Here is a 13,322-nt window from a genome sequence, read left to right on the forward strand (position 1 = left end):
ACACCGAACGCACCGCGGCCCTGGCAGACTTCCTGCACACCTACAACCACCACCGCTGCCACACCGCACTCGGCGGCCACCCACCCATCTCCCGCGTGAACAACGCTCCAGGTCAATACACCTAGGGCCGGGAACAGGCGATGACCCGCCCCCGCGAGGGGGACGGGCCACCACTGGGCGCTGCTGCGCGGGCGTCAGCTGTCGCTGTTGCTCGCCCCACGACGGCGCATGCCGAAGAACACCGCGCCGCCACCGACGACGACCAGGGCCGCCGCGATGCCGGCGATGATGCCGGTGTTGGAGTCGGCACCGGTCTCGGCGAGGTTGGAGTCACCGGCCGCCGGCGCGGGCGCATTGCCCGCCGGTGTCGTGCTCTCGCTCTCCGACGGCGCCGGAGCCGGGGTGTCGGCCGGGGTGTCGGTCTCCTCGGCCGGCTTCGACGGGGAGGCCGACGGGGTCGGCGTGGCCGGCTCGGTCGCCGGCGGCTTCTCCTCTTCCTTCTTGCAGGCCGTGGCCGGGGTGACGAGGTTCGGCTTGATGTCCTCGTCGACGTACGGAGTGGCCTTGACGTGGATGCGGTACTCCGCGTTCGGCTTCCAGTCCTCGGCGAAGGTGATGGTGGTGCCCTCGCGCGAGCCCTTGACCACCTGCTCGCCGACCTTCTTGACGTCGGCGCCGTTGTTCTCGAGGTACACGGTGACGGTCGCCGGGATGCCGGCGGGGTCCACGTCGGTGACGGTGATGACGCCCTTGCCGCCGTCGCACTTCGCCTCGGCGGAGAACTCGTTGATGTTGCAGGCGAGCGCGTTGCCGGCGGTACCGAGCGCGAGCGCGGCCGACGCGGAGGCGACACCGAGGATCCGCAGGGAACGTGCGACGGTACGGCGCGGTGCCGTACGGCGTGATACGGACAGAACTGCCACGTTTGTCCTTTACAGGATGCGCAAATGCGGGGGGTGGAGGCAGTGTTGACTGGACATCAGCACTACCGGGAGGCTCCCAGGTCTATAAGCGCCACATAAGTAGTGTCAACGCATATGCAGGTTGCAAGCACTTGCTTTGCCAGGTTATTAACCGCCGAGACGTTTCAACGCCTCCGGCGCCTCCTCGATCCGCTCCACCAGCGCGATCCGCGCCTCCATCGAACGGCCGCCGGCCAGCGACCGGAGCAGCGGCCACGTCGGCAGCTTCTCGGTCCAGTGCACCCGGTTCACGAGCACCATGGGCGTCGGCTCGCCCCGCGACTCGTAGTAGTTGGGCGTCGCGTTGTCGAAGATCTCCTGTACGGTGCCGGCGGCGCCGGGCAGGAACACCACGCCCGCGTTGCACCGGGCCAGCAGGCCGTCCTCGCGGGTGGCGTTGGCGAAGTACTTGGCGATGTGCGACGCGAAGGCGTTCGGCGGCTCGTGGCCGTAGAACCAGGTCGGGATGCCGACGGAGCGCCCACCCTGCGGCCAGCGCGTGCGTATCTCGAAGGCGGCCGTCGCCCACTGGGTGATCGACGGCGTGAAGCGCGGTGCCTTGGCGAGCAGTTCGAGGGACTCGGTGAGCATCTCCTCGCCGAACGGGGCGGCGTACGCGCCGAGGTTCGCGGCCTCCATCGCACCCGGGCCGCCGCCCGTGGCGACCGTGAAACCGGCGCGGGCCAGCTCCCGGCCGAGCCGCGCCGCCCCCGCGTACTCCTGCGTGCCACGGGCCATCGCGTGGCCGCCCATCACGCCCACGACCCGGGCGCCGGACAGCAGTTCGTCGAGTGCGTCCGAGACGGAGTCGTCGTGGACCGCGCGCAGCATGGAGGCGTAGATGTCCCGGTCGGCCGTCGTGCGCTGGAACCAGGCGTAGGCCTGGGCGTCGGGTGTGGCCTCGTAGCCGTCCGGCAGCGAGTCGAAGAGCTCGTCCGGGGAGTAGACGTGGCCGCGGTACGGGTCGAAGGGAAGGCCGGGGACCGGCGGGAAGACCAGGGCGCCGTCCGCGCGGACCTTCGCGGCGGCCTCCTCGCGCATCGCGCAGCCGAGGAAGACCGCGCCCGCGGTGTCCGTGGTGAGCAGTTCGCGCGTACGGTCCGTCAGGTCGACGGCCTGGACGCGGTGACCGGCGAGCGTGGCGCGCGCCGAGACGGCCGCGTCGAACTCCTCGAGCGTCTCGATCTCACGGTCGTCGTGGTGGGCCGCATGGGCGGGCATCGTCTGCACCCGCCCATGCTGGCACAGCCATGTCTCAGCCCTCGACTGCCGACGGGTCCATCCACACGACCTCGAAGGTGTGCCCGTCCGGGTCGTCGAAGGCGCGGCCGTACATGAACCCGTGGTCCTGGGTCTCACCGGAGACGGAACCGCCCGCCGCGACCGCCTTCTCGACCAGCTCGTCGACCTTCTCGCGGCTCTCGGAGCTCAGCGCGATCAGCACCTCGCTGGTCTTCTTCGCGTCCGCGATCTCCTTCTTGGTGAACTGGGCGTACTTCTCCTTGGTGTGCACCATCACCACGATGGTCTCGCTGATCACGACCGAGGCGGTGCTGTCGTCGCTGAACTGCTCGTTGATCGAGTAGCCGAGCTCCGTGAAGAACTTCTTCGAGGCGTCGAGGTCGCTGACGCACAGGTTCACGAAGATCATCTGCTGGTACATGCGGGGTCTCTCCCATCAAGTCCGTGTCGTTACGTGGGGATAGACCGGGGGCCTGCGCGGAACTCATCGCCGTACGGAGATTTTTTCCGTACGAGTTTTTCAGCGGGCTTGAGCCGGCTTCAGCGGGCCAGCGGCAGCGCCGCCAGCTCGGCGACCGTCAGGGTGAGCGGGCCGAACAGGCCGAGCAGCGCGCCCGCGCGGAGGGCGGCGGCGCTCCGCAGCATCCTCGCGGGGGCGCCGAGACGCAGCAGCGCGGCGGTGGTGTCGGCGCGGGCCTGGCGGGCCTCGACGGCGGCCGTGAGGAGCGTCCCCACCGTGCAGCCGGTCACCTGGAGCACGCCGAGCGTGGTGAGCGGACCGAGCGACAGCCCGTCCGGGGCGTGCAGCAGCGCCATGGCGTACGCGGCCGCCAGCACGGCGCAGACCACGCCCAGGGGACGGCCGATCCGGGCGGCCTCCGCCATGAGGATCCGGCCGGCCAGGAGCCGGAGGGCGCCGGGGCGGGCCGACTGGAGCAGCCGTCCGCACAGATGGGTCAGGCCCGGACCGGCCAGGGCCAGGCCCACGGCGGCCAGCGCCCAGCCCGCGAGGACGCCGGGTGAGGCGCCGGAGAAGGTGAGGTCGGGAGGCGTGGGGGCGGTACGGCTCGTGTAGGTCTCCACGGCGAGGCCCGCGACCAGGACGGTGATGCCCCAGGGGAGACCGGAGGGGGCGGCGGTGGGGGAGTGGTCGGACGGAGCGGTGTCCGGCAGGGCCGCTTCGGAAACCGCGGTGTCGGGTGTCGCGGTGTGCCCGGCCGCGTGCGCGGCGCTCCCGGCCGGGATCACGACGCTCATGGCGTCCGGTGCCGCCGTCCGAGCGCCGGACGGCTCGGCGGGGTCCTCGACCGTGCTCACCGTGGTCGCGGCGCCCCGGGCGGCCGAGCCCGTGGCCGCCGCCGGGACGGACGCCCCGGTACGGGCCGACGGCGGCCCGCCGTTGGGCCCGGTCGGCTCGGTGGGTTCGGCGGCCCCAATGCCGCCCGTGGGCCGGACGATCTGCCGGCCGAACCGGCCGTACGTCCCGGCCGCCCGGGACGGGGCCGGCCCCGCCTCCCTCGGCCGCAGTGCCAGCGCCACCGCCACCGACGCGGCCCCGGGCACGACCGAGAGCAGCATCAGTGCTCCCGGCAGTGGCAGCGGCTGGTCCGCCGCGAGGGACTCGGCGGCCACGCCGTCGAAGGGCAGGCCCGTCAGGTCGCCGCGCAGGTGCAGGAAGAACAGCAGGGCCCCCGCCGAACCCAGCGTGCAGGACAGGGCCGTCGTCGTCGCCGAGACGGCCATCAGGCGCAGCGGGCCGAGGCCGATCGCGGAGAGGCCGGGGCGGGGCTTCGTGCCGGGGTCGGTGCGGGCCACCGCGACCGCGAAGTACACCGTGGCGGCCAGCGGAGCCACGCACCAGGCCAGGCGCAGCAGGGCGGCGCCGGTGGCGCCGGGGTGGCCCAGCGCGTATCCCAGGGTGCAGAGCAAGAGGAAGCCCGTCCCCGCCGAGGCCGCCGCGACCAGGAGGCGGCGCAGCTGGACGGCGGGGTGGGAGCCGCGGCTCAGACGGAGAGCGAGCACGCGGCCCGGCCTTCCGTCTCGGTGGGCTCGGCGACCGGCGGCAGGTGCACCGTCTGCACGCGCCGCCCGTCGAGCAGGGACACCGTGCGGTCGGCGAGCGCCGCGGTCTCCGCGTCGTGGGTGGCCAGGACGACCGTGATGCCGTGGGAGCGGGCCGCCGTGGTGAGGGTGCGCAGCACGTGGGCGCGGTCGGCACGGTGCAGGGGCGCCGTGGGCTCGTCGGCGAACAGGACCGACGGGGCGGGGGCGAGGGCGCGGGCGATGCACACCCGCTGCCGCTCGGCCTGCACCAGCTGGTGCGGGCGCTTGCGGGCGCCCTCGCCGATGTCCAGGCGCTCCAGCCACTCCAGGGCCGCCTTCTTGGCGCGGCGCCGGCTGGTGCCGCGCAGCATCAGCGGCAGGGCGGCGTTCTCCCAGGCGTTGAGCTCCGGGACCAGCGAGGGGGCCGGGTCGATCCAGCCGAAGCGGTCGCGGCGCAGCCGCTCGCGGGTGAGGGGGCCCATGGTGTGCACGGGCACGCTGTTGAACCAGACCTCGCCGCGCCGGACGGGCACCAGGCCGGACAGACAGCGCAGCAGCGTCGTCTTGCCGCTGCCGCGCGGGCCGCTGACGGCGAGGATCTCGCCCTCCCGGACGCCGAGCGAGACACCGCTGAGCGCGGGGGAGCCGTCGTCGTGCTGGAAGTGCAGGGCGCGTGCCCACAGCACGTCGTTGTCAGGCGGGGCCTCCATGGGCGTACACCTCGGTTCAGATCCGTAGTTCCCGTGCCATCCCCCGTGCGGGGGAACGAAGGCAGGGCCGATCGGTCACTGGGCACGCTAGGCAGAAGGCGGCGGGACGCCGGACAGCACGCGGCCCCGGGCCGCCGTTTCTCACTCGAACGGGCGGCACCGGGGCCGGTGTTGATCATCCAGAAAGACGATCGGAGCGACGGCCGGTCACAGCTTCGTCCACGCCTCCGACAGGGTGGCGCGCAGGATCTGCTCGATCTCGTCGAACGTCGACTGGTCGGAGATCAGCGGCGGGGCGAGCTGGACGACCGGGTCGCCGCGGTCGTCGGCGCGGCAGTACAGGCCGTTCTCGTACAGCTTCTTGGAGAGGAAGCCGTACAGGACGCGCTCGGTCTCGTCCGCGTCGAACGACTCCTTGGTGGCCTTGTCCTTGACGAGCTCGATGCCGTAGAAGAAGCCGTTGCCGCGGACGTCGCCGACGATCGGCAGGTCGTGGAGCTTCTCCAGGGTGGCGCGGAAGTTGCCCTCGTTGTCCAGGACGTGCTGGTTGAGGTTCTCGCGCTCGAACAGGTCGAGGTTGGCCAGGCCCACGGCCGCGGAGACCGGGTGGCCGCCGAAGGTGTAGCCGTGCAGGAAGGTGTTGTCGCCGTTGTAGAACGGCTCGGCCAGGCGGTCGGAGATGATGCACGCGCCTATGGGGGAGTAACCGGAGGTCATGCCCTTGGCGCAGGTGATCATGTCCGGGACGTAGCCGAACTTGTCGCAGGCGAAGTACGTGCCCAGGCGGCCGAAGGCGCAGATGACCTCGTCCGACACGAGCAGCACGTCGTACTGGTCGCAGATCTCGCGGACCCGCTGGAAGTAGCCGGGCGGGGGCGGGAAGCAGCCGCCCGCGTTCTGCACCGGCTCCAGGAAGACCGCGGCGACCGTGTCCGGGCCCTCGAAGAGGATCTGCTGCTCGATCTGGTCGGCGGCCCAGCGGCCGAAGGCCTCGGGGTCGTCGCCGTGGATCGGCGCCCGGTAGATGTTGGTGTTGGGGACCTTGTGGGCGCCCGGCACGAGGGGCTCGAAGGGGGCCTTCAGAGCGGGCAGGCCGGTGATGGACAGGGCGCCCTGCGGGGTGCCGTGGTAGGCGACCGCGCGGGAGATGACCTTGTGCTTGGTGGGCTTGCCGACCAGCTTGAAGTACTGCTTGGCGAGCTTCCAGGCGGTCTCGACCGCCTCGCCGCCGCCGGTGGTGAAGAAGACCTTGTTCAGGTCGCCCGGGGCGTGGTGCGCGAGGCGCTCGGCCAGCTCGACGGCCTTGGGGTGGGCGTACGACCAGATGGGGAAGAACGCCAGCTCCTGCGCCTGCTTGGAGGCGGTCTCGGCGAGTTCGACCCGGCCGTGCCCGGCCTGCACCACGAACAGGCCGGCGAGACCGTCGAGGTAGCGCTTGCCCTGGTCGTCGTAGATGTACGTGCCCTCGCCCCGGACGATGGTGGGGACGGGGGACTTCTCGTACGACGACATGCGCGTGAAGTGCATCCACAGGTGGTCGTACGCGGTCTGGGAGAGGTCCTTGCTCACGGCTATCGGGTCCTCACGGTTATCGGGTTCCCCACATGTAGGTCTGCTTCTTGAGCTTGAGGTAGACGAAGCTCTCGGTGGAGCGCACTCCGGGGACGGCCCGGATGCGTTTGTTGATGACGTCCAGGAGGTGGTCGTCGTCCTCGCAGACGATCTCCACCATCAGGTCGAAGGAGCCTGCGGTCATCACCACGTACTCGCACTCGGACATGGCCGTCAGCGCGTCCGCGACCGACTCCACGTCGCCCTCGACGTTGACGCCGACCATCGCCTGTCTGCGGAAGCCCACGGTGAGCGGGTCCGTGACGGCGACGATCTGCATCACGCCCTGGTCGAGCAGCTTCTGGACGCGCTGGCGCACGGCCGCCTCGGACAGGCCGACGGCCTTGCCGATGGCGGCGTACGGCCGGCGGCCGTCCTCCTGGAGCTGCTCGATGATGGCGAGGGAGACGGCGTCCAGCTGCGGCGAGCTGCCGTTCCTGGACTCGCGGGAGGGCTCGCGGTGCTCCCGCGAGCCCTTCTGTTCTGCGCTTCGACTGGCCACGGGGTCACTGTGCACGAGGTCTCGACACTTCCGCAAGCCTCGATCGATGAAATCCGTTGTTTCGGTAGCCGACTCCTGCGGATTCCGCACGATCGAAGGGAGCGGGGGTGTTGAAAACGTGGGTCGGCCGACTAGGGTGGGTGTCTCAAGTACTGGACATCCGAACTGGAGGGCCGGCAGTGAGCACCGAGCTGCGTCGTCTGCGCAACTACATCGGCGGTGAGTTCCGGGACGCCGCCGACGGACGGACCACCGAGGTGGTCAATCCCGCGACGGGCGAGGCGTACGCGACCGCTCCGCTGTCCGGGCAGGCGGACGTGGACGCCGCGATGGCGGCGGCCGCCGAGGCCTTCCCCGGCTGGCGCGACACGACGCCCGCCGAGCGCCAGAAGGCCCTGCTGAAGATCGCGGACGCCTTCGAGGAGCGCGCCGAGGAGCTGATCGCGGCCGAGGTGGAGAACACGGGCAAGCCGGTCGGGCTGACCCGCTCCGAGGAGATCCCGCCGATGGTCGACCAGATCCGCTTCTTCGCGGGTGCGGCGCGGATGCTCGAGGGCCGCTCGGCCGGCGAGTACATGGAGGGCCTGACCTCCATCGTGCGCCGCGAGCCGGTCGGCGTCTGCGCGCAGGTCGCGCCGTGGAACTACCCGATGATGATGGCCGTGTGGAAGTTCGCCCCGGCGATCGCGGCGGGCAACACGGTCGTGCTGAAGCCGTCCGACACGACCCCCGCGTCCACGGTGCTGATCGCGGAGATCCTCGGCGGGATCCTGCCGAAGGGCGTCTTCAACGTCATCTGCGGCGACCGCGAGACCGGCCGCATGATGGTCGAGCACGAGATCCCGGCGATGGCCTCCATCACCGGTTCCGTACGGGCCGGCATGCAGGTCGCCGAGTCCGCGGCCAAGGACGTCAAGCGCGTCCACCTGGAGCTGGGCGGCAAGGCGCCGGTCGTGGTCTTCGAGGACACCGACATCGCCAAGGCCGTCGAGGACATCTCGGTCGCGGGCTACTTCAACGCCGGCCAGGACTGCACGGCCGCCACGCGCGTCCTGGTCCACGAGTCCATCCACGACGAGTTCGTCTCCGCACTGTCGAAGGCCGCCGCCGAGACGAAGACCGGGCAGCCGGACGACGAGGACGTGCTGTTCGGCCCGCTCAACAACCCCAACCAGCTCAAGCAGGTCGAGGGCTTCATCGAGCGGCTGCCCGCGCACGCGCGCGTGGAGGCCGGCGGCAAGCGGGTCGGCGACAAGGGCTACTTCTACGCGCCGACCGTCGTCTCGGGCCTGAAGCAGGACGACGAGATCATCCAGAAGGAGGTCTTCGGCCCGGTCATCACCGTCCAGTCCTTCCGCGACGAGGACCAGGCGGTGGAGTGGGCCAACGGCGTCGAGTACGCGCTCGCCTCCTCCGTGTGGACCAAGGACCACGGCCGCGCCATGCGGATGTCCAAGAAGCTCGACTTCGGCTGCGTCTGGATCAACACGCACATCCCGCTGGTCGCCGAGATGCCGCACGGCGGCTTCAAGAAGTCCGGCTACGGCAAGGACCTTTCGGGGTACGGCTTCGACGACTACACGCGCATCAAGCACGTGATGACGTCGCTGGACGCGTAGGCGCCCGGTCTCGTTTCGCGGCCCCCGGCGGGGTTCACCCCGCCCGGGGCCGTTCGTCTGCGCGCGGACCTGTTTCTGAACAGTGCTGGAGCGAGGACCTGCCGGGTCCGGCCGCGACACCCGGCGCTCGGTGGCTGAGAAAAACTGTTATCCCGAGAACCTTCACGCCGTCTCCCCGCATGTGATCCCCCACATAGCCAAGACCCCCGTCCTGCCTGAGAGGGTGCGTGCGGAAAAGTACTGATCTCAGCCGGCGAGAGGCCACCGTGGACAGTCAGCACTGGCGCGCCACGATCACGGCGGCGCAGTCCGGCGACCGGCAGGCGCTGGACGAGCTGGTCGCGGGCTGGCTGCCGCTGGTCTACAACATCGTGGGCCGGGCCCTGAACGGTCATGCCGACGTCGACGACGTCGTCCAGGAGACCATGCTGCGCGCGGTCGACAACCTAGGCTCGCTGCGCGACCCGGACAGCTTCCGGTCCTGGCTGGTGGCGATCGCCATGCGCCAGATACGCGACCGGGCCCGGCGCCGGACCCCGGACCGGCTGGAGGAGGTGGCGGCCTCCGACTTCGCCGAACTGACCGTGCTGCGGCTCCAGCTGGAGGGGCAGCGGCGCGAGGTCGCCGAGGCCGCGCGGTGGCTCGACGACGAGGACCGGCAGCTGCTGTCGCTGTGGTGGCTGGAGGTCGCCGGCGAACTGACCCGGCGCGAGCTGGCCGCCGCCGTCGGCATCACCCGGCAGCACGCCGCCGTGCGCGTGCAGCGGATGAAGGAGCGCCTGGAGACCTCGCGCGGCATCGTCCGCGCCCTGGACGGCGCCTGCCCCGACCTGCGCGAGCTGACCGGCCGCTGGAACGGCCGGCCCGACTCGGTGTGGCGCAAACGGCTGGCCCGGCACATCCGGGGCTGCGGCTACTGCGGCGGCACCCACGAGACGGTCGTACCGGCCGAACGCCTCCTGGTCGGCATCGCGCTCGTCCCGCTGCCCGTCGGGTTCACGCTGTCGCTCGCCTTCGGCGGCAAGACGGCCGTGGCCGCCACCTCCGCCGGGTGGTCCGCCAAGCTGCTGGGCGCGCTCACCAAGCCGGCCGTCGCGATGACCGCCGGCGCGACCATGGTCGCGGGCGGCGCCTACGTCGTCACCCAGCCGCCGGACGCCCCGCCTCCCCGGGCCGCGGTCACCCCCACGGCGACGGCCACGTCCGGACCGCCGCCCTCAGCCACACCCAGCCCTACCCCGACCCCCACGCCCTCCCCGTCGGCGAAGAGGAAGGCCGACCTGTACGGCACGGTCGTCGACGCCGTCGACCGCGCCCCGGCCCCGGACGCCCGGCCGGCCGCCCTGCCCCGCCGCCCCGAGTCCGGCATCACCAGCACCGGTGGCCCGAGGGCCGTCATGCAGCACCGTGGCGACAGCGTGACGCTGAGCGGCCGGGGCTATGTCCTGGTCCGCTGGCAGATCTCGCCGCACGCCCGGCCCGGCGGGGTGGTCATGCCGACCTGGACCGGGCTGAAGGGCAAGCTGTTCCACGTGGCCTCCGGCGGCTCGCGCCGCATGGACGACCCGCTGCCCGGCGCCCCGAACGGCTACGCCACCGGCATGGGCGGCCCGGACATCGGATACGCGGTGCTGCCGCCCGGCACCCAGCAGATGTGGCAGAACGAGTACTTCTACGTCGACGGCACCGTCACCCTCACCCAGAACGAACGCGGCTGCGACTACGGCATCGCCGTCTTCCCGTCCGACTGGCAGGCCGTGGACAAGGACGTCAACGAGGGTCCCGACCAGGGCGCGATCCGCTACGGCCTCGTCCGCGACACCGGCACGGACAGCGCGCCGGTGCCGCAGTACGTCACGCGCTCGACCCCGGCCGATCCGGCGACCGTCCCGCAGCGCTCGCGCGTGTAGCGCACAGCACGTCGACGCGGTTGGTCGTGATCGAGTCCACTCCCGCACGCAGCAGCCGCCGCATGGCGCGGCGCGTGTCGGGGGTCCAGACGGACAGCAGGTAGCCGTCGCGGTGGACGCGGTCGGCGAGGGGGCGGTCCACCAGCGAGAAGCGGTAGTTGAGCCAGCGCGGGCGGATCGCCTCCAGCAGGACGGGCCGGGGCGGGGCCAGCGTCGTCCAGGTGAGGGCGATCTCCGCGGCCGGGTCCGCCGCGCGCACGGCGAGCATGGCGTCGGCACCCGCGCAGTAGTAGACGCGGTCCGCCGCCCCGGCCTCCCGTACGGCGTCCATCACCCGCCGCACCGCCCGCACGTCGGGTGAGCCGGGCAGGTCGATCATCACCCGGTGGCCGTCGGTCGCGGACAGCGCCTCCGTCAGGGCCGGAACCCCGCCGCCGGTCAGCCCGCGCACCTCCTCCCAGGACAGCGCGAGCACCGGCCGCTCCTGCTCCCAGAGCCGCTTCAGCGTCTCGTCGTGCAGCAGCACCGGCACGCCGTCCCGGGTCAGCCGTACGTCGATCTCCACCGCGTCCGCGCCCCGGCCGAGCGCGGAACGCAGCGAGGCGACGGTGTTCTCGCGGTGGCGGTACGGGTCGCCCCGGTGGGCCACGGCGGTCACGGGCCGCCCGGGACCGTCGGGGTTCTCGGGTGAGGGCGTCACCGGTCGAGCCACCCCGCGGTGTACGTGTCGATCTCCTGGTTGATCCGGGCCTTGCCCGTGGCGTCCAGGAAGGACGCCTCGACGGCGTTCTTCGCCAGTTCGGCCAGGCCCCGCTCGTCGAGGCCGAGCAGCCGGGCGGCCACCGCGTACTCGTTGTCGAGGTCGGTGCCGAACATCGGCGGGTCGTCGGAGTTGATCGTGACGATGACCCCGGCCTCGGTGAACTCCTTGATCGGGTGCTCGTCGAGGGTGCGGACCGCGCGCGTGGCGATGTTGGAGGTCGGGCACACCTCCAGCGGGATGCGGTGCTCGGCGAGGTGCGCGAGGAGCTTGGGGTCCTGCGCGGAGCTGGTGCCGTGGCCGATGCGCTCGGCCCGCAGATGCGTGAGGGCGTCCCACACCGTCTCCGGGCCGGTGGTCTCGCCGGCGTGCGGTACGGAGTGCAGCCCGGCCGCGATCGCCCGGTCGAAGTACGGCTTGAACTGCGGACGCGGCACGCCGACCTCGGGCCCGCCCAGACCGAAGGAGACCAGGCCCTCCGGGCGCAGCCGGTCGTCGGTGGCGAGCCGGGTCGTCTCCTCGGCGGCTTCGAGCCCCGCCTCGCCGGGGATGTCGAAGCACCAGCGCAGTACGGTCCCGAACTCGGCCTCGGCGGCCTTGCGGGCGTCCTCGATCGCGTCCATGAAGGCGCGCTCGTCGATGCCGCGGCGGGTGGAGGAGAACGGCGTGATGGTCAGCTCGGCGTACCGCACCTGCTGCCGGGCCAGGTCACGGGCCACCTCGTAGGTCAGCAGCCGGACGTCCTCCGGGGTGCGGATCAGATCGACGACCGACAGGTACACCTCGATGAAGTGGGCGAAGTCGGTGAAGGAGAAGTAGTCGACCAGGGCTGCGGGATCGGTCGGGACCTTCGAGTCGGGGTGGCGGGCGGCCAGCTCGGACACGATCCGGGGGGAGGCGGAGCCGACGTGGTGCACGTGCAGTTCGGCTTTGGGCAGCCCGGCGACGAAGGCCTTCAGGTCGTGTGGGGCGCGAGGGTCGACGAGATGCTCGGTCAAGGGTTCCTCCCCGGAACGGCGCCCCTGCCGGCGCGTGGCGGGCGGGGCGCGGGTGATCGGCTGATCGATGACTCGGATTCATCGTAGGCCGTGGGGGAGCGCCCCTATTTCGCGGGCGCGGGGCTGTATCGATGTGCGGCTCCGCCGCGTGCGCGCGAGCCACCTCACGCACCCGCGCTGTGGCATGCACCGATCCACGCACTCGCGCTGTGGCCCGCACCGATCCACGCCCCCGCACTGTGGCCCGCACCGGGCGGCCCCGTAGCATGGCGGCACGATCGACCCAGGGGGGATGCACCATGACGGACCCGACGCAGCCCGGCGGAGGCGGCGGCCACGACCCGTGGGCGCCCCCGGAGAACCGGCCGTCCCTCGACAAGGACCAGCCCCCCACCGCAGGGCCGCCCTCCGTGCACGACCAGGCCACGGTCACCTCGATGCCGAGCGCGGGTTTCACCCCGCCCACCGGCACGCCGCACTTCGACACCTCGGGCACCGGTGCCGTCCCACCCCCGCCCGCCGCCCCCACCGGCCCGGCGACCGGCGGCTACGGCTACCCCGGCTATCCCCAGGCGGGCTACGGCTGGCCCGGTATGCCGCCGGCCCCCCAGAACGGCATGGGCGTCGCCGCCATGGTGCTGGGCATCATCTCCTGCACCCTCTTCTGCCTGTACGGCGTGGTCTCCCTGGTCACCGGCATCCTCGCCGTCGTCTTCGGCATCAAGGGCCGCAAGCGCGCCGAGGCCGGAGTGGCCACCAACCACGGTCAGGCCCAGGCGGGTCTGATCATGGGCATCATCGGGATCATCCTCGGCATCGCGGTGATCGTCCTGATAGCCGTCGGCATCACGGCCGCGATCAACAGCGACGAGCCGTACGAGGACCCGTACTACGGCGCGCGCGCCCCGGTCGCCACCGTCCCGTTCCACCACTGAAACAGCCGTACTGCGCGGCGGACTTGGCCA

General features: G+C 71.8%; 12 protein-coding genes and 1 pseudogene. 4 read left to right on the plus strand and 9 right to left on the minus strand.

The features are described 5' to 3' along the window. Window positions 1-125, plus strand: a pseudogene (locus QC385_RS40530) (IS481 family transposase); the annotation flags it as partial. Window positions 126-194: 69 nt separating this feature from the next. On the opposite strand, the gene QC385_RS40535 reads toward QC385_RS40530, so the two are convergent. The 7 genes from QC385_RS40535 to QC385_RS40565 all read right to left on the minus strand — a co-directional run bounded on the left by QC385_RS40535 (window position 195) and on the right by QC385_RS40565 (window position 7,085). Continuing rightward, the gene (locus QC385_RS40535) at window positions 195-923 is read right to left on the minus strand and encodes an LAETG motif-containing sortase-dependent surface protein (protein WP_279546424.1); all 729 of its coding nucleotides are present in this window, start codon (window positions 921-923) and stop codon (window positions 195-197) included. Window positions 924-1,070: 147 nt separating this feature from the next. Further along, on the minus strand, window positions 1,071-2,192 hold the full coding sequence (locus QC385_RS40540; RefSeq protein WP_279546425.1) for an LOG family protein: 1,122 nt from the start codon (window positions 2,190-2,192) through the stop codon (window positions 1,071-1,073). A gap of 25 nt (window positions 2,193-2,217) precedes the next feature. Beyond that, on the minus strand, window positions 2,218-2,625 hold the full coding sequence (locus tag QC385_RS40545; protein WP_086843153.1) for a VOC family protein: 408 nt from the start codon (window positions 2,623-2,625) through the stop codon (window positions 2,218-2,220). 119 nt (window positions 2,626-2,744) lie between these two features. Next, the gene (locus QC385_RS40550; RefSeq protein WP_279546426.1) at window positions 2,745-4,226 is read right to left on the minus strand and encodes a hypothetical protein; all 1,482 of its coding nucleotides are present in this window, start codon (window positions 4,224-4,226) and stop codon (window positions 2,745-2,747) included. Beyond that, window positions 4,208-4,957, minus strand: coding sequence for an ABC transporter ATP-binding protein (locus tag QC385_RS40555; protein WP_279546427.1), 750 nt, complete (start codon window positions 4,955-4,957; stop codon window positions 4,208-4,210). Before QC385_RS40555 ends, QC385_RS40550 begins: the two co-directional genes overlap by 19 nt. A gap of 207 nt (window positions 4,958-5,164) precedes the next feature. Then, window positions 5,165-6,526 (minus strand): aspartate aminotransferase family protein, encoded by a 1,362-nt coding sequence (locus QC385_RS40560; protein ID WP_279546428.1) that lies wholly within the window; start codon window positions 6,524-6,526, stop codon window positions 5,165-5,167. Between the two features lie 19 nt (window positions 6,527-6,545). Next, complete coding sequence (locus tag QC385_RS40565) at window positions 6,546-7,085, minus strand: Lrp/AsnC family transcriptional regulator (RefSeq protein ID WP_279546429.1); 540 nt, start codon at window positions 7,083-7,085, stop codon at window positions 6,546-6,548. 164 nt (window positions 7,086-7,249) lie between these two features. Here QC385_RS40565 and QC385_RS40570 point away from each other — a divergent pair, with 164 nt between their 5' ends. Both QC385_RS40570 and QC385_RS40575 read left to right on the plus strand, forming a co-directional pair. Next, window positions 7,250-8,689, plus strand: coding sequence for a gamma-aminobutyraldehyde dehydrogenase (locus QC385_RS40570; protein WP_193507128.1), 1,440 nt, complete (start codon window positions 7,250-7,252; stop codon window positions 8,687-8,689). Between the two features lie 266 nt (window positions 8,690-8,955). Further along, window positions 8,956-10,599: an RNA polymerase sigma factor gene (locus QC385_RS40575; RefSeq protein ID WP_279546430.1), complete on the plus strand. Its 1,644-nt coding sequence runs from the start codon at window positions 8,956-8,958 to the stop codon at window positions 10,597-10,599. Here the strand turns inward: QC385_RS40575 and QC385_RS40580 are convergent. Both QC385_RS40580 and QC385_RS40585 read right to left on the minus strand, forming a co-directional pair. After that, window positions 10,544-11,299 carry a glycerophosphodiester phosphodiesterase gene (locus tag QC385_RS40580; protein ID WP_279546431.1) on the minus strand — a complete coding sequence of 252 codons (756 nt, stop codon included), beginning with the start codon at window positions 11,297-11,299 and terminating at the stop codon, window positions 10,544-10,546. The genes QC385_RS40575 and QC385_RS40580 overlap by 56 nt on opposite strands. After that, window positions 11,296-12,414, minus strand: a complete 1,119-nt coding sequence (locus tag QC385_RS40585) for an adenosine deaminase (RefSeq protein WP_279546471.1) — start codon at window positions 12,412-12,414, stop codon at window positions 11,296-11,298. The genes QC385_RS40580 and QC385_RS40585 overlap by 4 nt, the downstream gene beginning before the upstream one ends. A 242-nt stretch (window positions 12,415-12,656) precedes the next feature. Here QC385_RS40585 and QC385_RS40590 point away from each other — a divergent pair, with 242 nt between their 5' ends. Then, entirely contained in the window at window positions 12,657-13,292 is a 636-nt protein-coding gene (locus tag QC385_RS40590) for a DUF4190 domain-containing protein (RefSeq protein WP_279546432.1), read from the plus strand. The last annotated feature ends 30 nt before the right edge of the window (window positions 13,293-13,322 follow it).

It is taken from the genome of Streptomyces sp. DH10, from assembly GCF_029813805.1.
GTDB classification, from domain to species: domain Bacteria; phylum Actinomycetota; class Actinomycetes; order Streptomycetales; family Streptomycetaceae; genus Streptomyces; species Streptomyces coeruleofuscus.

Bases quoted from the DNA above. Each gene is read 5' to 3' on its own strand.
- QC385_RS40545 (WP_086843153.1), bottom strand. From the start codon at position 2,625: ATGTACCAGCAGATGATCTTCGTGAACCTGTGCGTCAGCGACCTCGAC.
- QC385_RS40555 (WP_279546427.1), bottom strand. From the start codon at position 4,957: ATGGAGGCCCCGCCTGACAACGACGTGCTGTGGGCACGCGCCCTGCAC.
- QC385_RS40590 (WP_279546432.1), top strand. From the start codon at position 12,657: ATGACGGACCCGACGCAGCCCGGCGGAGGCGGCGGCCACGACCCGTGG.